The sequence below is a fragment of the Halomonas sp. SCS19 genome (genome assembly GCF_040147015.1).
In the GTDB taxonomy this organism is placed as follows: Bacteria; Pseudomonadota; Gammaproteobacteria; order Pseudomonadales; family Halomonadaceae; genus Halomonas; species Halomonas litopenaei.
Genome location: NZ_JAMSHN010000001.1, coordinates 2,325,064 through 2,344,165, shown reverse-complemented (window position 1 = coordinate 2,344,165; position 19,102 = coordinate 2,325,064). Strand labels below are relative to the sequence as shown.

Here is a 19,102-nt window from a genome sequence, read left to right as displayed (position 1 = left end):
GCGCTTGCGTCAGGTCAAACTCCCGCACGGGCCAGCAGCGCCTCGGTATCAACGCTATCACGCTGGGCCGGCGTCAAGAAGCGTTCGGCGTAGTCGCTGTAGATCCGCTGCTCCAGCATCAGCCGGAAGATCTCGGGGTCCAGATGGCCCTCCCGCACCATGTCGGCCAGCGTCGCCAGTGCCCGGGAAAGGGTCATGGCCGACTTGTAGGGGCGGTCCGCGGCGGTCAAGGCCTCGAACACGTCCGCCATCACCATGACCCGCTCCTCGAGGCTGGCGTCCTTCATCGCCAGTCGGCGTGGATAACCGGTACCGTCCATGCGCTCGTGATGATTGCCGGCGATGGCCGGGACCCGACGCAGGTGCGCGGGCCAGGGCAGCGCCTCGAGCATCATGATGGTCTGGACCACGTGCTCCTGGATGCGGAATCGCTCGACCTCGTTGAGGGTGCCGCGGGACACCCTGAGATTGAAAAGCTCGCCCTGATGGCCGGCCAGTTCACTGGGCCGCATGTCGAAACGCCAGACATTGTCGGGGTCGTCCGGCGCCACCGCCGGGCGAGAGCGGTGCCAGGGAATCTCGTGACGTGGCAGGTCGGCCAGCAGGCGCTCCTCCGCGGGCAGCCTGCGCAGGGGTTCGCGGGACATGCGCTTGAGCTCATCTCGCGACACCCCGAGCCGATCATCGAAGCGCCGCCACCAGCGCCACTCGGCGATGACGGTCAGGCGCTCCAGCAGCTCATCGCTGATGGCCTCGCCCCCCCGATTGGCCTCGGCCACGCATTCGAAGGCTGCGATCAACTCCTGCTGTCGCGCATGGCGCCGTCGCTCCAGCGTCACCGGATCGCCACCGTGGGCGCGCCCCTGCCAGTAGGCCACGTCGGCATCGCGCCACAGCACCTCGAAGCGGGTGCGAATCTCATGGATACGGTCGTAGCGGGCCTCGAGCTTGGTGGCCTTTTCCATCACCTCGTCGGGAATCGCCAGCTTGCCGCAGTCATGCAGCCAGGCCGCCAGATGGAAGGCGCTGCGGCGGGTCGCGTCGAAGTGAGTCTCGGCGTATACCCCGTGCTCGCTGCGATCGATGCCCTCGACGATCATCTCCGCCAGTACCGGCACTCGCGAGCAGTGGCTTCCGGTATGCGGCGACTTGGCGTCGATGGCATGGGCCACCAGCTGGACGATGCCCTCCAGTAGACGCGCCTCACCACGCAGCAGTCGCCTCAGGTCGATGGCCACCGCTGCCGCCGCCGACACTTCGGCGACGAAGGCACGCCAGTGAGCGTCGTCATCGTCCAGCGAGCGCCGCGCCAACGCCAGCAGCCCCAGCGTCGCTCCCTCCCGGTTACGCAGCGGCTGCAACAGATAGCCGGCCGCCTCAAAGCGCTCGATCAGCGCCTCGAGCTCGGCCTCGGAGCCTTCATGCAGTCGCAGCTCCCGACTCCGTGGGTCCGCATCGGGGTCCCTCGCCTCCCCCTCCCTGGCGATCCGAGCGAAGCGTCCCTCGTCCTGTTCATCGGCCAGGTAGATGGCGCCGGCGCGACTGCCGGTGCCGCGCAGCAGATCCTCGAGAATGCTGGTCAGCATGCGATCCAGGCGTGGCTCGCTGTTGAGCACCCGGGTGATGCGTCCAAAGCCCTCGATACCACGCGCCAGCCGGCGCAGTGCCACACTGAGCCCGCGCACCTCGGTCACCCGCGAACCGACACCGTCGCAGGCGGAAAAATCGTAGCGCCCGAGCGCCTCGACCTGTCCGGACAACTCCCGCAGCGGACGCCCCAGTCGTCGTCCCAGCAGCACCCCCAGCGGCAACAAGGCCAGCGTCACGATCCCCGCCAACAACGAACTCTCCAGCATCATCTGGCGCACATCGGTGGTCAGCTCGTCTTCCGGGACCGCTGCAATCAGGCGCGTGGCCTCGCCGCCCAGGGTGACAAAGGGCAGCACCAGCCCCCACCACTGGCGACCGTCATGGGACAACCGCCGCGGCGGCTGGTCGACGTTCGTGCTCAACAATTGCGCCAGCACCGGCATGGCCAGATCCTCGAAAGAGGACAATTGGCGGGCGTTGCCGGGCCCAGGATCCAGTGTGGCGTCCAGGGTAGTCGCCAGCGCCTGGCCGGAGGCGGTGACCACCGCCATGCGCGTCTGCGGCGTCAACCGCAGGTCATCCAGGCCGATGCCAAGGTCCCGCGAGGCGACATCCAGGCCGACCACGGCGTCACCGCGGCGGCGCGCCATGCTGATGCCGATTTCGCCGGTGTTGAAAAACACATAGGGAGCGGTCAGGAAAGGAGCGTCACCCTCGGGTGCCTGCTGAAACCAGGGACGGCTGCGCGGATCGAAGAAGTACTGGTCGAGTCGCTCGCGCCCGAGCGGAGCAAGCGATGGATCGAACAGATGCCATTCACTCTGCGGTGGCTGGCCAGGGCGTGCATCCACCACCAGCGCCAGGTAGGCCGCGTCCTGGCCGCCGCTATCGACCAGGTCGGGACGCTTGCTCTCCAGCATGCGATCCACCGCGCGAAACATCAGGAAGTCGCCGCTGCCATAGCCGATGTAGACGGCGTCGACCAGTCGATGGGCTTCCAGCGCCGCCCTCATCAGCGGCAACGCTGACAGCCGGCCGTCCCAGTCGTCGGCCTCGCCCGGGGCCCCGTTGGCCAGCATGTCGATGGCCACCCGTGCCGGCCTCACCAGCGCCTGGGTACGCGCCTCCAGGGTGTCGACCAGCTGGGCCGAGGTCTCTTCCAGGGTCGCCCCCAACGTGCGCTGGGACTGGTGCCAGGAGAACCCCAGCAGCGCCACCGCCATCACCACCATCACCCCGACGATAACGATACCGATCAGCCACTGCACCGGAATGACGAGACGATGGCGGTACATGGTCGGACCTCTCGTGACGAGGCAAACGGGACTTTCAAGCGTGACGAAACGCCCTAAGCCGAAAGGGGTAGCGCTCTCTCCACTATATGTGCAGATCTGCAGACGCGTATCCCGAACACAGCGGCAGGCTCCACGTTAGGTCAACGCCGAGCTCGGGCCCGGATGGCATCGATATCGACCTGGTCGATCTGTCGGTCGGCCACAAAGGTATCGGCGTAGCGCCGCCACACGCCGCTATCCAGCAGCAACTCGAAGACCGCCGGGTCCAGGTGGCCGTCCTTGACCATGTCAGCCAGGATCTCCAGTGCGCGGGACAGCGGCAGGCCATTCTTGTAGGGACGATCGGAGGCGGTCAGCGCCTCGAACACATCCGCCAGCACCATGATCCGCTCTTCCAGGCTGGCCTCGCCGAGTCGCAGCCGCCGCGGATACCCCTGTCCGTCCATGCGCTCATGGTGATTGCCGGCGATCTCCGGCACTCGCTTCAGGTGAGCGGGCCAGGGCAGAGACTCGAGCATGATGATGGTCTGGATCACGTGCTCCTGCATGCGGAAGCGTTCGACGTCGTTGAGCGTGCCCCGGGCGATGCACAGGTTGTAGAGCTCCCCCTGATGCTCCGCCAGGGACGGCGGCTCCATCGAAAAGCCCCAGTGATTGTCGGGGTCCTCGGGATGCACCGGGGGACAGGGACGCTGCCAGGCAATGCGATGACGGGGCAGATCGGCAAGCAGACGTTCTTCTGCAGGCAAGGCGCGACGGGGTTCTTCGGCCATGTTGTCCAGTTCGGCCCGCGACAGCCCCAGGCGGTCATCGAAGTAACGCAGCCAGCGCCATTCGCCGATGGTCTTCAAGCGCTGGCAGTCGGCCTCGCTCATCGCCTCGCGGCCATGGTTGGCCTCGGCGACGCAGGCGAAGGCCTCCTGCAGCTCCTGGCGCCGACGCTGCAGTACCTGGTCAAGCTTTGTTGCTTCGCCCCCCTGGGCGATGGCGCGCCAGTAATCGAGTTCGGCGTCTCGCCACAGCACCTCGAAGCGGGTGCGGATCTCGTGGATCCGGTTATAACGGGTCTCGAGCTTGGTGGCCTTCTCCATGATGTGGTCTGGGGTGGTCAGCTTGCCGCAGTCGTGCAGCCAGGCCGCCAGGTGGAAGGTGGCGCGCTCTTCCTCGCTGAGGTGAACCGCAGCAAAAGGGCCCTGGCGCGCCCGATCCACTTCATCGATCAGCATCTCCGCCAGTTGCGGCACCCGGGTACAGTGTCCCCCGGTGTGGGGTGACTTGGCATCGGTGGCCCTGGCGACCAGCTGAATCATGGCGTCCAGCAGACGCGCCTCGCCCTCGAGCAGGCGGCGCATGTCGATGGCCACCGCCGCCACCGATGACACCTCGGCGACGAAGGTGCGCCACTGGTCATCATCCTGACCACCGTCCCGGTGCGCCAGCAGCAATATCCCGAGACGCTTACCGGCGCGGTCGCGCAGCGACTGCACCAGATACCCTTGCGCCTCCAGCGCCCGTCGCACCTCCAGCAGAGGGCCCGAGTCCTGGTCAACCTCGAGCGTCGCCGGCAAAGGGGCATCGCCCCACCCCTGACCCGCCTCGGCGACCGGCGACAGGCGGCCGGAACTGTCCTCGTTGGCCAGATAGATGACCCCGTGCTGGCTGCCGGTGACGTTCAACAGCTCATCGAGGATGCCGTCGAGCATCACGTCGAGCCGGCGCTCGCGTCCCAGCATGCGATTGATGCGCCGAAACTCGCCGACGCGATGCACCAGAGTGTCCAGCGCACCGGACAGGTGAGCCACCTCGCGCACCCGGGAGTCGACCCCGCGATAGGCATCGAGGTCGAACTCGGAGATGGTCCGTACCTGCTCGCCCAGTTCGCGCAGTGGGCGCCCGAGTCGGCGACCCAGCAGGATGCCGAGTGGCACCATCAGCATCACCAGCCCCAGCGACAGCAACAGACGGTGCCACAGGGATTCACGCAGGCTCGCCATCAGCTCCCGCTCCGGCATGGCCACCAGCAGCCAGGCCAGTCGACTGCCGAGCATGTCGAAGGGCAGCGCCAGCCCCCACCAGTACTGCTCACCACAGAAGTAGCGGACCGGCGTCGCCAGCACCCCCTGATCCTTGAGCTCGATCAACGGCGCCTCGCCCAGATCCTCCAGCGAGGTCCCCGGCAACAGCGCCGCATCCTTGTCCGCGTTGTGGGCGAGCACGTCGCCCTCGGGGGTAGTGATGGCCAGCAGTGACCCCTGGGTGGTGGCAAACGCATGGATTTCCTTGCCGAGATCCGCGGAGGTCATGTCGATGCCAAGCACGGCGCGTCCGTCACGGGATCGCTGGGACAGGGTGACGCCCTGCTCACCGTTGGTGAAGAAGGTATAGGGAGCCGATAGCTGCGGGCCGTACTCGTCCAGCGCCTGACGAAACCAGGGTCGATCGCGCGGGTCCAGGCCGTGGCTCTCGATGGCGATGCGACGTAGCTCCCTCGCCGCATCGTCGAGTACCTGCCAGTAGCCAGCCAGGCCTTGCCGCCTGTCGCCGTGCAGGATCAGCGCCAGGTAGGTGCCGCCGGCCAGATTCAATGAGTCGGATACCGCCCCGGGCGACAGTCGCTCGATGGCGCGAACCATCAGAAAGTCGCCGTTGTCGGAGCCGATGTAGGCGCCTCCCAGCACTTCCTGGGCGTCGACCACCGCCGCCAGCATGGGCAGCAGATGATCGCTTCGGGCACTGTCGAAGTTCTCGATGCTCGTTTCTCTGCTCAGCACACCGAGCATCGCCCTGGAAGGTTCGATCAACGAGCGGGTCTTGACCTCCACCGTCGCCGACAGCTGCTGGCTGGATCGCTGCAGCGCCTCGACCAGCGAGTCCCGAGCCTGATCCCATGACTGCCACAGCAGCAGACCGGCCATCATCAGCGTCATGCCGACGATGGAGGCGGCGATAAGCCATTGGATCGGGAGTTCACGGCGGACAAATAGAGGCATTGAAGGGCTCGAGGGTGGCAGTCGACCAGCAGTGACGACTACCTATCACTCTATGCCAATTCAGCCGCTCTGGAGCGGGGGGCAACTACCCCCTATGCACTACTTCGCCCACATCTTTCGTCTTGACCCTCCCCCATGACGGCCGTGCCTGCCCAGACGTTCAGGTCAGCAGCCGCGTCATGCCCAGCCACACCAGACGCAGCGACAGCGCGGTCAACACCACTCGGAATCCGGTGTCGAAACGCCGCTCCGACACGTGATGCAACAGGCGCAGTCCAAGCCAGGTGCCCACCACCCCGACGCCGATCATCAGCAGGATCAACCACAGCCAGTCGGCGAACAGGAAACCGGCGACGCCGAAGACGAAGGCCTTGGTCAGGTGCTGGAAGGTCATGCAGGCGGCGAAGGTGGCCACCGTGCCCTGGCGGGAGTTGCCGTGCTGCTTGACGAAGGCCGCCACCATGGGCCCACTGGCGCCGACAAAGCTGGACAACAGGGTGGTGACGGCGCCGGCGATCAGGGTGCCCAGGCGGCCCAGGGCGCGCTTGGGCAATCCCGGCCCCCACAGGGTATAGAGCACGAAGGCGGCAATCGACAGTTCCAGCACCCCGCTAGGCAGGCGGATCAGCAGCCAGCCGGCCACCAGGGCGCCGATCAGGGCACCGGGGACAAAGGTCGCCAGCAGCGGCCAGTGAACGTATCGCCAGCTCATGGCCAGGCGTCCGCCGTTGGAGCCCAGCTGGACCATGCCATGCACCGGAATCAGCGCCGCCGCCGGCATCACCTGGGCCATGGTCATGATCAACAGGGTGCCGCCGCCCACGCCCAGCGACGCGCTGATCATCGAGGTGACACCGGACAGCAGGATCAGGCCGAGGCTGACGACGGGGGACAGCGGCGAGATGGCGGCGAGCCACTCCATGGCGACAAACTCCTGAGACAAGAAAAGCCAGAAGCTTACCTTTGTGTGCCACGGCTCGCACCCGCTGAGGACCCGCCCGTCAACATCGCCTCGCTACCCGCAACGCCAACGCCAACGCCAACGCCAACGCCAACGCCGATCGATCTTCCGGGTGGAAGATCGATCGGCGCGGGTACTTTCCATGAAGGCAAGAGCCGTGACGACAGGATCAGCGATGGGCACATTCAGCGGCTGATACAGAGAGCAGGCTCAGGCCAATCATCAGGATCAGCGTTTCAGGCCAAGCGCCGCCAGGGATTCGCGCTCGCGGCGGGCGTAGAGCTCGAGTTCATCGCGCACCGAGGCCCCCAGCGCCGCCTCGAAGGCGTCACGGTTGGCGTTGCCCTGCCCCACCGCACTCTCCTCACCGCCCAGGTTGGACTGGAAGATGCCCGCCGCCGACACCGGCAGGAAGTCCTCGTAGGTCAGCGGCTCGGCCACCACCTTGCCGGCGGCGATCTGTGCCTCCACAGAGGCGTCACCGTCGAACTCGTCTACCGCACGGTAGACGAAGTAGGCCAGACCCTCGCGGCGCAGGGTGGTCTCGTCATCGGGGAAGTCGGCGAAGACCTCGGCCAGGCGTGCCTGATGGGCGGCGTTGTCCAGCCCCTGGGTCGCCTTGCGGGCCTCGCCCAGCAAGCGGTCATAGAGCGCCCGGCCCTTGGGGGTCAGGGCCACGCCACGCTGCTCGATCTCGCCGAAGCGGGCGGTATGGCTGCCCTCGGCGTCACCGACGAAACGGGTAGTCTCTTCCAGCGCCTTGAAGCTGGTCTGACGCAGCAGGATCGGGCTGGCGCGCCGGGGCGGGCCCTCGATCACCGCCTTGGGCGTCATGCCATGCTCGGGCATCCGGCGCTGGGCTTCGTCAATATCCAGAGTCCGCGGCGTCAGGTGATTGATGTGCGGGCCACGGAAACAGACCACGTCGGCGATCAGACGATGGGCCGAGTGCAGCCGCTCGTAGGTGGCGCGATCCACGGTGGCGTCCTGGTGCCAGCGGAAGGTCTCCAGGGCTTCGGCGACGAAGCGCTCGGCCTGTTCCTCGGTGAGGCCACCCTGCTGCTCGAAGGTGGCGATCAGTTCACGCACCCCCGGGGTGAAGATGTCGCGCTTGGCCAGGATCTCGCTGGCCAGGGTACGAAGCTCAACGTCCTCGATCAGCTCGAGGCGCAGCAGCGAGGTAAACAGGCGGAAGGGATTGCGCGCCAGGGCCTCGTCGGAGACCGGGCGAAAGGCGGTGGAATGCACCGGCACCCCGGCCTCGGACAGGTCGTAGTAGCCCACCGGGAACATCCCCATCACCGCGAACAGGCGCCTCAGGGTGGCGAGTTCCTCGGCCGTGCCCACCCGGATCGCACCGTGACGCTCGACGCCCAGGCGAGCGTGCTCGCCGCTGGCCTCGAGCCGCTCGGCCAGCGCCGGATCAGCCTCGAGGGTCTGCCGATTCACCTGCTCCACCAGTGACAGCAGAGTGCCGTACTGGGGCACCTCGGCCTGGTACATGGCCGACATGGCAGAGGCAAAGCGGTCACGAATCTCGTCGGCGGTCACAAAGTCGGAAGACATCCGGGCTCCTATCGGTTGGCAGGCGGTGATGCCACCGATAAGACCAGAGCGGGGAGGCGGCGACAAACGAAAATTATCGCTGGTTGCATTCCTTCGAGGAATGCCACGGTGGTGGTCGCCGCCATCGCTCTCGACACTCCGCGCCTTTATCGGCGCAGTCTCTCTTGCAGCGACACCATGGGAGCCACCCCGCGCTACCAGTCCTCCAGCTTATGTGCCTCGCTTGCGGTGCCACCCGTCCGGCTTGCCGCGCTCTGCGGGCGCAAGCGCGCCTCAGTGCCCCAGGATCTGACTCAGGAACAGCTGGGTACGCTCCGAGCGCGGGTTGTTGAAGAACTCCTGGGGCGGCGCCTGCTCGATGATCTGGCCCTGATCCATGAAGATCACCCGGTCGGCCACGGTCTTGGCGAAGCCCATCTCGTGGGTCACGCAGAGCATGGTCATGCCTTCCCGGGCCAGCTCGATCATCACGTCCAGCACTTCCTTGATCATCTCCGGGTCCAGCGCCGAGGTGGGTTCGTCGAACAGCATCACCTCCGGGCGCAGACACAGGGCGCGAGCGATGGCCACGCGCTGCTGCTGGCCGCCGGACAGCTGACCCGGGTACTTGTGGGCCTGGTCGGCGATCTGCACCCGCTCGAGAAACTCCATGGCGGTGGCCTCGGCCTCGCGCCGGGGCTTCTTCTGCACCCAGGTCTGGGCGATGCAGCAGTTGTCGAGCACCGACAGGTGAGGGAACAGATTGAAGTGCTGGAACACCATGCCGACGTGCCGGCGGATCTGTTCGATGCGCTTGACGTCCTGGGTCATGTGCACCCCACCCACGGTGATTCGGCCCTGCTGGTGTTCCTCCAGGTGATTGATGCAGCGGATCAGGGTGGATTTGCCGGACCCCGAGGGCCCGCACACCACGATGCGCTCCCCTGGCTGCACGGTCAGGTCGATGTCGCGCAGCACGTGGAAGTCCCCGTACCACTTGTTGAGGCCGTCGATCTCGATCATCGGCGTGTTCGAATCCGCCGTGGTCGCCGCTTGAGCAGACATGGCTGCCTCCCGATCAAATTTGTTGTTGTTGGCCGTCAATGGCCGGTATGTAGACGCCGTTCGATATATTGGCTGTAACGTGACATGCCGAAGCAGAAGATCCAGAACATCAGCGCGGCGAACACGTAGCCCTCGGTGGCGAAGCCTAGCCAGTTGGTGTCGGTGAGCCCGGCACGGATGATCGCCAGCAGGTCGAACAGGCCGATGATCAGCACCAGTGAGGTGTCCTTGAACAGCGCGATGAAGGTGTTGACGATGCCCGGGATCACCAGCTTGAGCGCCTGGGGCAGGATGATCAGGCCCATCCGCCGCCAGTAGCCCAGGCCCAGCGCCTTGGCGGCCTCTTCCTGGCCTCTGGGGATCGCCTGCAGGCCGCCACGCACCACCTCGGCCATATAGGCGCTCCAGAAGAACATGATGCCGATCAGTGCGCGCAGCAGCTTGTCGAACTCGACCTCGCTGGGCACGAACAGCGGCAGCATCACCGAGGCCATGAACAGCACCGTGATCAAGGGCACGCCGCGCCAGAACTCGATGAACACCACCGACAGGCTGCGCACCAGTGGCATCTGCGAGCGCCGGCCCAGCGCCAGGATCACCCCCAGCGGCAGCGAGCCGACGATACCGACGATGGCCACGGTCAGGGTCAGCATCAGCCCGCCCCACTCACGGGTGGGCACCGCCGGCAGGCCGAAGTGGCCTCCCAGCAGCAACAGCCAGGCGATCACCGGAAAGCCGACCAGGGCGAAGATCACCACCCAGCGCTTGGCCGGCAGCCGGGGAATCATCAGCCAGGCGATGGTGGCCACCAGCAGCGCCAGGGTGATATCGACGCGGTAGCGCTCGGTCTCGGGGTAGAAGCCGTAGACGATGGTCTCGAAGCGGGCGCTGATGAACACCCAGCAGGCGCCCTCGCCGGTGCAGGCTTCGCGGGTGGTGCCGATCCAGTCGGCGTCGATCAGCGCCCACTGCACCAGCGGGGACAGCGCCCATACCAGCACCGCCAGGGTGATCAGCGAGACCACCGAATTGAGCGGGGTCGAGAACAGCCGACTGCGCAGCCAGCCGGTGACACCATGGCGCGCCACCGGCGCCGGGCGGGCGGCGATCATCGAATGCTCGGTGGACGCGGCAGCCGGCGCCGCTTCGGGCTCACTCGGGGGGTGCACCGGGGACTGGGAAGGAGGTGTGGGACGCTCGGTCATGGCAGCAGTCCTCCAACGAAGACAGGCAAGCGGCTCATGGCAGAGCGCATGGTTGGCGTATTCATCTCAGCGCTCCTTGAGCAGGGTCCGGGCGTTGTAGACGTTCATCAACGCCGACACCACCAGACTGATGGTCAGATAGACCGCCATGGTCATGGCGATGATCTCGATCGCCTGGCCGGTCTGGTTGAGGCTGGTACCGGCGAACACCGCCACCAGGTCGGGATAGCCGATGGCGGTCGCCAGCGACGAGTTCTTGATCAGGTTCAGGTACTGACTGGTGAGCTGCGGCACGATCACTCGCATCGCCTGGGGGATGACCACCTTGCGCAAAGTGATGTTGCCCGGCAGGCCGATCGCCCGGGACGCCTCGATCTGCCCCTTGGGCACCGACTGGATCCCTGAACGCACGATCTCGGCGATAAAGGAGGCGGTGTAGATCGACAGCGCCAGCCACAGTGCCATCAGCTCCGGGATCACGGTGATACCGCCGGAGAAGTTGAAGCCCTTGAGCGACGGCACGTCCCAGGCAAGCGGGCTGCCGCTGGCCACGAACACCAGCAGCGGCAGGCCAATGATCAGGGCGCTGCCGAGCCAGTACACCGGCAGCGCCTTGCCGGTACGCTGCTGCAGCCGTCTGGCGTAAATACCAAGGGCCACCACCGCCAGGATCGCTACCACCAGCGCCAGCTGGGTCAGGCCGAAGCCTGGCTCGGGCACCGGCGCCGGCACGATCAGCCCGCGCACGTTGAGAAAGAACGCCTCGAGCAGCGACATGCTCTGGCGCGGACTGGGCAGGGCCTGGAGCACGGCGAAGTACCAGAACAGGATCTGCACCAGCAGCGGAATATTGCGGAAGGTCTCGACGAAGGCCGCCGCCAGGCGAGCCAGCAGCCAGTTGGGCGACAGCCGGGCGATACCCACGGCGAAGCCGATCAGGGTGGCGGCCAGAATGCCGAGCCCGGACACCAGCAGGGTATTGAGCAGCCCCACCACGAAGGTGCGGGCGTAGCTGCTGTCGCCGGAGTAGTCGATCAGGGTCTGGGGGATCGAGAACCCGGCGCGCTCACCGAGGAAGTCGAAACCGGTGGTGATGCCCCTGGCCTCGAGATTGGTCAGGGCATTGCCGATCATCATCGCGATCAGCGCGGCGAGGCCTGCCAGCAGCAGCGCCTGGATGATCAGCGCACGAAAGGCAGGACGCCGCCATAGCGGCGTCCGTTCGATAGGGGGCGTGGACATGGGCGAGCCTCTTGCTGGACGACGCTTGCCTCCGGCCCGTCTCGCGGCCGAGGGCATTCACCCGCGAACGGCGAGGGGGCCGGCGCGCGACGTCGTCGCTCTATCCGTCATGGGTCGGACGACCCCGGCCATGGCCGGGGTCGCAGCGGACAGTATCAGCGGATCGGCGGGGCGTAGAGGATGCCGCCTTCGTTCCACAGGGCGTTCATGCCACGGCTGATGCCCAGCGGTGAGTTCTCGCCCACGGTATCGGCGAACACCTCACCGTAGTTGCCCACCTGGGAGACGATGTTGTAGGCCCAGTCGTTGGTCAGACCGAGCTGCTCGCCGTAGGTGCCGTCGACACCCAAAAGGCGCGCCACCTGGGGATTGGGCGGATCATTCTTCATCTGCTCGGCGTTGTCGCTGGTGATGCCCAGTTCCTCGGCATTGACCATGGCGAAGACCGTCCACTTGACGATGTCGAACCACTGGTCGTCACCCTGGGCAACCACCGGGCCCAGCGGCTCCTTGGAGATCAGCTCGGTGAGGATCTCGACGCTGTCCGGTTCCGGCAGCTGCAGGCGCAGGGCGCTGAGCTGGGAGGTGTCCGAGGTGAGCACGTCACAGCGCCCGCTAGCGAAGCCCGAGGCGGTCTGGTCCGGGGTATCGAAGGTCACGGTGTTGATGTCGATGCCCTTGGCCGGGAAGTAGTCCGCCAGGTTGAGCTCGTGGGTGGTGCCGGACTGGATACAGATGGAGGCGCCGTTCAGGTCCTCGAGGCTTTCGATGCCGAGATCCTTGGCCACCATGAAGCCCTGACCATCGTAGAAGGTGGTCGTCGTGAAATTGAGGCCCAGGGAGTTGTCCCGGGTGGCGGTCCAGGTGGTGTTGCGCGAGAGCACGTCGATCTCGCCGGACTGCAGCGCGGTGAAGCGCTCCTTGGCGGTCAGCGGGGTGAACACCACCTTGTCGGCGTCGCCGAAGATCGCCGCCGAGATGGCGCGACAGGTTTCCACATCGAGTCCCTGCCAGTTGCCGTTCTCGTCCGGCGAGGAGAAACCGGACAGGCCGACGTTGACACCGCATTGGAGTTCGCCGCGGGAGGTGACTTCGTCCAGGGTGGCGGCCGAAGCACTGCTCGTCACGCCCAGCGCCGCTGTGGATAGCGCGGCGAGGGAGAGGGTCAGCAACGTCTTGTTATTGTGTCGCATGGATTCAACTCCAGTAATGGATGAGCGTTGTACGCCCATTCACTATCCGAGCCTCGGCCGGCGTGGTCAATGCTGGTGTCGACGTTTGTTTTAAACGATGGATTGAAGATCGATGGCAGCCCCCATCGAAAAGAGGCCCGGGAGGAGCGTGCCCGCTGGCACGCCCCCTCCGGGCAAGACGCACTCTTCTCCTGCACCAGGCCCGCCTTGTATCAGGACAGCGCCACGTCCTTGGGCGTTGTCCGTAAAGACGCCGAGCGCAGGCACTTTTCACATAGGCCTCTAGTGCGAGGTGCCCTCTTCATAGTGGGTCTTGTTCCACACGTTGTACTTGCCTGACGGCTTGTCCATCGGCACCCGGGTGATCTCCTCGAGGCTATCGGCGTCGTAGGCGATCACCGCGCCGTCGCGCTCCCACAGGCTCAGCAGCAGGGTCTCGCCGTCACGGTCGAATTCCACGTGGGCAGACGTCTTGCCCGGCTCCGGGATCAGGGTGCGCACGATCTCGAGGCTGTCCTTGTCGATCACGTGGACACGATCACGGTTGGGCCCGAAGAACACGTCGGTCCAGGCGTAGCGGGAGTTTTCGTGGCTGCGCATGAAGAAGCCCGGGCCGTCGGTATGCAGCGTCTTGATCAGCGAATAGTCGTCCATGTCGATGATCGAGACTTCCGGCTTGGCCAGGTGGGGAATCGCCATCACCCGACGTCCGCCGGTCTCCCAGGTGATGCCGGAACCCAGATGGGGCATGCCCGACAACGGCAGGTCGGCCAGCTTGTCGCCGCTGTCCAGGTCGATGACCATGGCGCCATCGCCACCGCGGGAGGCGCCGATGACGCGGCGGTACTCGGGGTCGAAGAAGAAGTCGTCGAGGTAGTCCGGCACCGGCAGACGCCGGACCTCGAAGCTCTCGCCCCTGGCCTCCAGAGCCTTGCGCGCGGGATCCAGCGGCTCGTCCATATGCCCCGTGGCCACCACCGCTTCAGGCGTCACCGGCCAGGGGATCTCCCACAGCTCCTTGACGTCTTTGAGCGCGGCGATAAAGCTCGAGCGCGGCGGCGCGGCGTAGACGGCGCTGACCCGGGAGCCGTTGCCTTCGGCGTCGGCGGCGGGATAGACCCGCATGGGATCGAGCCGGTGGGCGTCGAACAGCACCAGGTTGCCGGGCAGGGTGTTGGCGGCCATCACGTAGCGGCCATCGGCGGACACCGCGATATTGCGCATATTGATGCCGGCGCGGACCTCGGCCACCACGGCGAAGTGATAGAGATCGAACTTGGTGATCCAGCCGTCGCGGGAGCCGAAATAGACGTAGCGGCCATCCGGGCTGTACTTGGGCCCACCATGCAGGGCAAAGCGGGTGGGGAAGCGCGCAAGGCGCTCGAAGGTGTCGCCGTCGAGCACGCTGGCGTGGTGATCGCCGGTCTCTACCACCACGAACAGATTCTGCGGATCGGCGTCGAACTCGGGCGTGTCGCCAAGGCTGCCGGGGGGATGCGACACCACCTGGCTTGCGCGGATATCGTCTAGCGTCCAGTCGGGGGTCACCGGCGGGTCACTCAGCACCCAGTCGCTCAGGGCATCGACCTCGGGCCCGGTCAGCGTGTCGGTAAAGCCGGGCATCTGGGTCGCGGGGCGGCCATCGGCGATCACCCGACGAACCTCTTCGGGCTTGATGCGCCCCAGGTTCTGGGGCAGCAGCGCCGGTCCCATGGCGCCCAGACGGTCGGCGCCGTGGCAGCTGGCACAGTGATCCTGGTAGAGCTGCGGCGGCGCCGAATTTGCCGTTATCGCCTCCTCCTGAGCCCCAGCCAGCGCTGGCATCAGGGCTGGCATCAGCCCGATCAGGGCCGCGCCCAGCAGTCTTGCCGTGCTCATGCCACCGCCTCCGTCATGGCGTCCATATCGAGCCGCCCGGCCAGGGACACCACCTCGCCCACCACGATCAGCGTCGGCGGCTTGAGCCCCTCGGCCTGGATGGTCTCCGGCAACTGGCCCAGCCGGGTGATCACCCGGCGCTGTTCCCGGGTGGTGCCGCGTTCGATCAGCGCCACCGGCTGGTCGGCGGGCAGGCCGTTGGCGAGCAGTTCGCGGCGAATCAGCTCGGCGTTGGTCAGCCCCATGTAGAACACCAGGGTGTGGCGGCGACTGGCCAGCGAGCGCCAGTCGAGATCGAGGCTGCCGTCGGCGCGGGCGTGGCCGGTGACGAAGGTCACCCCCTGGGCGTGGTCGCGATGGGTCAGCGGAAAGCCAGCGTAGGCGCTGCAGCCCTGGGCCGAGGTGATTCCCGGCACCACGCGAAAGGGCACCTGGTTGTCCACCAGCATCTCGGCCTCTTCGCCGCCGCGCCCGAAGATGAAGGGGTCGCCGCCCTTAAGGCGCACCACCCGCTTGCCGGTCACCGCCAGGCGTACCAGCAACTGGTTGGTTTCCTCCTGGGTCAGGGCGTGGCAGCGCGCCGCCTTGCCCACGTAGAAACGCTGGGCCGCCTTGGGCGCCAGCGCGAGCACCTCCGGTGACACCAGGCGATCATAGACCAGGCAGTCCGCCTGGCTGAGCAGGTACAGCGCGCGCAGGGTCAGAAGGCCGGGGTCACCGGGGCCGGCGCCGACGATGGCCACCTCGCCGGAGGCGAGCGGCGCTTCGCCGAGCTGGTCGTAGAGGGCTTGCAAGGACATGGTGATCTCCCGTTCAACCGGTCGTCAGAATCATCTTGGGCGAGACGGCTTCGGTCAGGCCGATCTCGTCATCGTCGAGGTAGCAGCCCGGGTCCTCGGCCCAGGGATCGCCCAGGGTCTTGAAGGCACGCACCCGGGTATTGCCGTTGCAGATCGGCAGGTAACGACAGGCGCCGCAGCGTCCCTTGAGCGGCCGCGGACGACTGCGAAAGCCCTGCATCAGATCGTCGTCGGCCTCGCACCAGATCTCCGAGAAGGGCCGCTCACGCACATTGCCGAGGTGGTGGTCCCACCAGAAGGAGTCCGGGTGGACATTGCCCAGGTTGTCGATATTGGCGATGTACTCGCCGCTGGCGTTGCCGCCCCAGGCGAGCAGACGCGCCTCGAGATCGGCGACCCGCTCGGGGAAGTGGCGCCTGGCCCAGTGCAGCAGGAAGGGGCCGTCGGCGTCGTTGTTGCCGGTGACGTACTCGCGCCGGATACCCGCCTCGAGCTCGGCGCGACAGCGGTCGAACAGTCGGGTCATGGCGTCGCGGGTCATCTCGTGCCAGGCGTCGTGCTTACGGTGACGATGACCGCGTCCGCCATAGTTGAGGTGTGACAGGTAGAACTTGTCGACGTCGTGCTCGGCGGTCAGCGCCAGGATGTCGTCGAACTGGGCGTAGTTGTCCCGGGTCAGGGTGAACCGCAGCCCTACCTTGATGCCCCGCTCCTTGCACAGCCGGACTGCGGCCATGGACTCGCGAAAGGCGCCACGACGCTGGCGGATCTGGTCATGGGTCTCCTCGAGGCCGTCGATGCTGATGCCGACGTAGTCGTAACCGGCATCGGCGATGGCGTCGATGTTGTCCTCGGTGATCAGGGTGCCGTTGGTGGAAAGCCCGGTGTACAGCCCGAGTTCCTTGGCCCGGTGCGACAGTTCGAAGATGTCGGGCCGCATCAGCGGCTCGCCACCGGACAGGATCAGCGCCGGCACCCGGAAGGCCTTGAGGTCCTCGAGCACCCTCAGCGCCTCCTCGGTGGACAGCTCACCGGCGAAGTCGACGTCGGCCGACACCGTGTAGCAGTGCCGACAGGTCAGGTTGCAGCGGCGAATCAGATTCCAGATCACCACCGGGCCTGGCGGGGTGCGGGCAGGCGCCAGTGGCGTCGGCTCGAGCAGGCTGTCGATGTAGCGGGTCACTCGGAACATGGCGAGGCTCCCTTGGCGGTGGCGAGCCGTAGCCCGGTCTTCTTGAGGATGCGGCTGCTGTAGAGAATACGGTGGTCGCGGCAGGCGTCGCCCAGCCATTCACGCAGCCGCTCGGCCTGGGCTTCGACCTCGTCACGGTGATGGCCATGCAGCATCACGAACAGGTTGTAGGGCCAGTCCGGCAAGCGGCGAGGCCGCCGGTAGCAGTGACTGACGCCCGGCCAGTCGGCCAGCTGCCGGCCGAGTTCATCGATACGCTGATCATCGACGTCCCACACGGTCATGCCGTTGGCCAGGTAGCCCAGGCGGTAGTGGTTGGGTACCGCGGCGATGCGGCGCACGACGCCGGTCAGGCGCAGGCGCTGAAAGCGTGCCAGCACCTCTTCGCCGCTCATGCCGATGGCCGCGCCCACCGCAGCCCAGGGGTCGGCCACCAGCGGCAGCCCCGCCTGGGTGGCCTCGATCAGGGCGCGGTCGCCGTCGTCCAGCACAGAGATGTCGTCGCGGTCCCTAGACGGGCAGGTGGAGATGGACATGGAACTCCTCCTCCTTGGGCAGGTTGATCACCTCAAGCCCGGTGGCCTCGGTGATGGCCTCGATCACCGAGGCGACACGGCCGGGGCGATCACAGGCGATGACGAACCACATGTTGTAGTGGTGCTCGCGGCGATAGTTGTGGGCCACCTCGGGGAAGGCGTTGACGACCTCGGCGACGCGCTCGAAGTCGGCTTCCGGCACCGCCAGGGCGGCCAGCGTCAGGGCACCGCCGAGACGCTCGGCCTGGAACATCGGGCCAAAGCGACTGAGGATCCCTCGATCGAGCAGCGACGACAGGGCGTCGAGCAACTCGCGCACCCCGAGCCCCAGCTCCAAGGCCAGGTCGCCGTAGGGGTCCGGGGTCAAGGGCACACCCAATTGCAGGCGGTTGATGATCCGACGCTCTACCTCAGACAGCGCAGCCACCGCGTCATGGCGAGCGGTGGCAGCGTCGTGTGGATGGCGGTCGGGGTCGCCGGGAAAACCCCGGGACGGTGTTTCTGAGCTCATGGCTCCTCCGGGGGTGTCATGGTTCCTCGGGCGTGTAGCGTCCGCCGCGCTGGCGATAGGCCTGGCGGCTGAACAGCACCTGGTGGTCGACGTCTTCGAGGCCATGGCGCTGGATCAGCGCACGGATCTGGGCCTCGACACGCACTCGCCGGACGCCGTGGATCATGCAGAACAGGTTGTAGGGCCAGCCGAGGCGACGCACCCGCTGGTAGCACAGGGTGACCTCGGGCTCAGCGGCCAGACGCCGGCCTACCTCGTCGACGCGATCATCGGGCAGGTTCCATACCACCATGGCGTTGGCGGCGAGGCCCAGGCGGCGATGGCGGACCACCAGGCCGAAGCGTTTGATGAAACCGCTGTGCTGCCAGTGCCCGATCCAGGTGCGGACCTCCTCGACGCTCAGGCCGGTCTGCTCGGCCAGCACCTTGAACGGCTCAGGCACCAGCGGCAGCCCTTGTTCCAGACAGGCCCTCAGCCTGATAAGGCGGCGATCCTGGGCCTGCAGCGGGCTCGCCGGACGGCGCTCAGCGGTAGACGTGACGGCCTCGATCATGCTTCCTCCAGCTCCGCCCAGGGCAGGGCGAAGGCCAGGTCGATGTGATAGCTCTGGACCATGGGCAGGCGCAGCAACGGGGTGGCCAGTTCGGCCTCCAGCCGCGTCAGGCGCAGTTCCAGGCTGGTGCTGTCCGGCGCCGTCACCACGAACCACAGGTTGTAGCGGTGCTCGCGCCAGTAGTTGTGGTTGACCCCGGGGCAGGCGTTGATGATCTGTGCCACCGCCTCCCGGCGATGGTCCGGCACGGCCACCGCCACCAGCTCGCTGGCGCCGGCCTGGCGGTGATCGAACACCGCGCCGACACGGCCCACCACGCCCAGGTCACACAGACGCTGCAGGCGCTCGATCAACGCCTGTTCATCCAGTCCGAGCTCTTCGGCCATGGCCGCAAAGGGACGCTCGACCAACGGCAGCGATCGCTGATAGCGATCGATCAGACGCCGGTCGATACGGTCCAGGTCGTCGACCACCTTGTCGGTTGCCATGGCCATCTCCCGAAAAGCGAAAAATTGGGGCGGGCCGCCCGTGCGAGCGGCCCGCGAG

At 66.5% G+C, this 19,102-nt stretch carries 15 protein-coding genes; all 15 read right to left on the bottom strand.

Annotated elements, in window-relative coordinates:
- Positions 1-14: 14 nt before the first annotated feature.
- Positions 15-2,885: an HD domain-containing phosphohydrolase gene (locus NFH97_RS10140; RefSeq protein WP_261395333.1), complete on the bottom strand. Its 2,871-nt coding sequence runs from the start codon at positions 2,883-2,885 to the stop codon at positions 15-17.
- Between the two features lie 140 nt (positions 2,886-3,025).
- On the bottom strand, positions 3,026-5,875 hold the full coding sequence (locus NFH97_RS10135) for an HD domain-containing phosphohydrolase (protein ID WP_349624774.1): 2,850 nt from the start codon (positions 5,873-5,875) through the stop codon (positions 3,026-3,028).
- A 160-nt stretch (positions 5,876-6,035) separates the two neighbouring features.
- Positions 6,036-6,797, bottom strand: a complete 762-nt coding sequence (locus tag NFH97_RS10130) for a sulfite exporter TauE/SafE family protein (RefSeq protein ID WP_349624773.1) — start codon at positions 6,795-6,797, stop codon at positions 6,036-6,038.
- 267 nt (positions 6,798-7,064) lie between these two features.
- On the bottom strand, positions 7,065-8,402 hold the full coding sequence (hglS, locus tag NFH97_RS10125; RefSeq protein ID WP_349624772.1) for a 2-oxoadipate dioxygenase/decarboxylase HglS: 1,338 nt from the start codon (positions 8,400-8,402) through the stop codon (positions 7,065-7,067).
- Between the two features lie 273 nt (positions 8,403-8,675).
- Positions 8,676-9,404, bottom strand: a complete 729-nt coding sequence (locus NFH97_RS10120) for an amino acid ABC transporter ATP-binding protein (RefSeq protein WP_045993549.1) — start codon at positions 9,402-9,404, stop codon at positions 8,676-8,678.
- 77 nt (positions 9,405-9,481) lie between these two features.
- On the bottom strand, positions 9,482-10,558 hold the full coding sequence (locus NFH97_RS10115; RefSeq protein WP_045993550.1) for an amino acid ABC transporter permease: 1,077 nt from the start codon (positions 10,556-10,558) through the stop codon (positions 9,482-9,484).
- Positions 10,559-10,717: 159 nt separating this feature from the next.
- Positions 10,718-11,893 carry an amino acid ABC transporter permease gene (locus tag NFH97_RS10110; protein WP_222516371.1) on the bottom strand — a complete coding sequence of 392 codons (1,176 nt, stop codon included), beginning with the start codon at positions 11,891-11,893 and terminating at the stop codon, positions 10,718-10,720.
- A 155-nt stretch (positions 11,894-12,048) separates the two neighbouring features.
- Positions 12,049-13,086: an amino acid ABC transporter substrate-binding protein gene (locus tag NFH97_RS10105; RefSeq protein ID WP_045993511.1), complete on the bottom strand. Its 1,038-nt coding sequence runs from the start codon at positions 13,084-13,086 to the stop codon at positions 12,049-12,051.
- Positions 13,087-13,368: 282 nt separating this feature from the next.
- Positions 13,369-14,964, bottom strand: coding sequence for a cytochrome D1 domain-containing protein (locus NFH97_RS10100; protein WP_349624771.1), 1,596 nt, complete (start codon positions 14,962-14,964; stop codon positions 13,369-13,371).
- Complete coding sequence (gene cobA, locus NFH97_RS10095; protein WP_124805217.1) at positions 14,961-15,764, bottom strand: uroporphyrinogen-III C-methyltransferase; 804 nt, start codon at positions 15,762-15,764, stop codon at positions 14,961-14,963. Before cobA ends, NFH97_RS10100 begins: the two co-directional genes overlap by 4 nt.
- A gap of 13 nt (positions 15,765-15,777) precedes the next feature.
- Entirely contained in the window at positions 15,778-16,956 is a 1,179-nt protein-coding gene (nirJ, locus tag NFH97_RS10090; RefSeq protein WP_108132131.1) for a heme d1 biosynthesis radical SAM protein NirJ, read from the bottom strand.
- The gene (gene ahbB, locus NFH97_RS10085) at positions 16,944-17,492 is read right to left on the bottom strand and encodes a siroheme decarboxylase subunit beta (RefSeq protein ID WP_213229287.1); all 549 of its coding nucleotides are present in this window, start codon (positions 17,490-17,492) and stop codon (positions 16,944-16,946) included. The genes nirJ and ahbB (NFH97_RS10085) overlap by 13 nt, the downstream gene beginning before the upstream one ends.
- The gene (locus tag NFH97_RS10080) at positions 17,467-18,003 is read right to left on the bottom strand and encodes an Lrp/AsnC family transcriptional regulator (protein WP_239452570.1); all 537 of its coding nucleotides are present in this window, start codon (positions 18,001-18,003) and stop codon (positions 17,467-17,469) included. Before NFH97_RS10080 ends, ahbB (NFH97_RS10085) begins: the two co-directional genes overlap by 26 nt.
- A gap of 16 nt (positions 18,004-18,019) precedes the next feature.
- Positions 18,020-18,556 (bottom strand): siroheme decarboxylase subunit beta, encoded by a 537-nt coding sequence (ahbB, locus tag NFH97_RS10075; RefSeq protein ID WP_045993515.1) that lies wholly within the window; start codon positions 18,554-18,556, stop codon positions 18,020-18,022.
- Positions 18,553-19,044 carry an Lrp/AsnC family transcriptional regulator gene (locus NFH97_RS10070; protein WP_045993516.1) on the bottom strand — a complete coding sequence of 164 codons (492 nt, stop codon included), beginning with the start codon at positions 19,042-19,044 and terminating at the stop codon, positions 18,553-18,555. The genes ahbB (NFH97_RS10075) and NFH97_RS10070 overlap by 4 nt, the downstream gene beginning before the upstream one ends.
- Positions 19,045-19,102 lie beyond the last annotated feature (58 nt).

Bases quoted from the DNA above. Each gene is read 5' to 3' on its own strand.
- NFH97_RS10070 (WP_045993516.1), bottom strand. From the start codon at position 19,044: ATGGCAACCGACAAGGTGGTCGACGACCTGGACCGTATCGACCGGCGT.
- hglS (WP_349624772.1), bottom strand. From the start codon at position 8,402: ATGTCTTCCGACTTTGTGACCGCCGACGAGATTCGTGACCGCTTTGCC.
- ahbB (WP_213229287.1), bottom strand. From the start codon at position 17,492: ATGTCCATCTCCACCTGCCCGTCTAGGGACCGCGACGACATCTCTGTG.
- NFH97_RS10115 (WP_045993550.1), bottom strand. From the start codon at position 10,558: ATGATCGCCGCCCGCCCGGCGCCGGTGGCGCGCCATGGTGTCACCGGC.
- NFH97_RS10120 (WP_045993549.1), bottom strand. From the start codon at position 9,404: ATGATCGAGATCGACGGCCTCAACAAGTGGTACGGGGACTTCCACGTG.
- NFH97_RS10130 (WP_349624773.1), bottom strand. From the start codon at position 6,797: ATGGAGTGGCTCGCCGCCATCTCGCCGCTGTCCCCCGTCGTCAGCCTC.
- cobA (WP_124805217.1), bottom strand. From the start codon at position 15,764: ATGTCCTTGCAAGCCCTCTACGACCAGCTCGGCGAAGCGCCGCTCGCC.
- nirJ (WP_108132131.1), bottom strand. From the start codon at position 16,956: ATGTTCCGAGTGACCCGCTACATCGACAGCCTGCTCGAGCCGACGCCA.
- NFH97_RS10080 (WP_239452570.1), bottom strand. From the start codon at position 18,003: ATGAGCTCAGAAACACCGTCCCGGGGTTTTCCCGGCGACCCCGACCGC.
- NFH97_RS10100 (WP_349624771.1), bottom strand. From the start codon at position 14,964: ATGAGCACGGCAAGACTGCTGGGCGCGGCCCTGATCGGGCTGATGCCA.
- NFH97_RS10110 (WP_222516371.1), bottom strand. From the start codon at position 11,893: ATGTCCACGCCCCCTATCGAACGGACGCCGCTATGGCGGCGTCCTGCC.
- NFH97_RS10140 (WP_261395333.1), bottom strand. From the start codon at position 2,885: ATGTACCGCCATCGTCTCGTCATTCCGGTGCAGTGGCTGATCGGTATC.
- ahbB (WP_045993515.1), bottom strand. From the start codon at position 18,556: ATGATCGAGGCCGTCACGTCTACCGCTGAGCGCCGTCCGGCGAGCCCG.
- NFH97_RS10135 (WP_349624774.1), bottom strand. From the start codon at position 5,875: ATGCCTCTATTTGTCCGCCGTGAACTCCCGATCCAATGGCTTATCGCC.
- NFH97_RS10105 (WP_045993511.1), bottom strand. From the start codon at position 13,086: ATGCGACACAATAACAAGACGTTGCTGACCCTCTCCCTCGCCGCGCTA.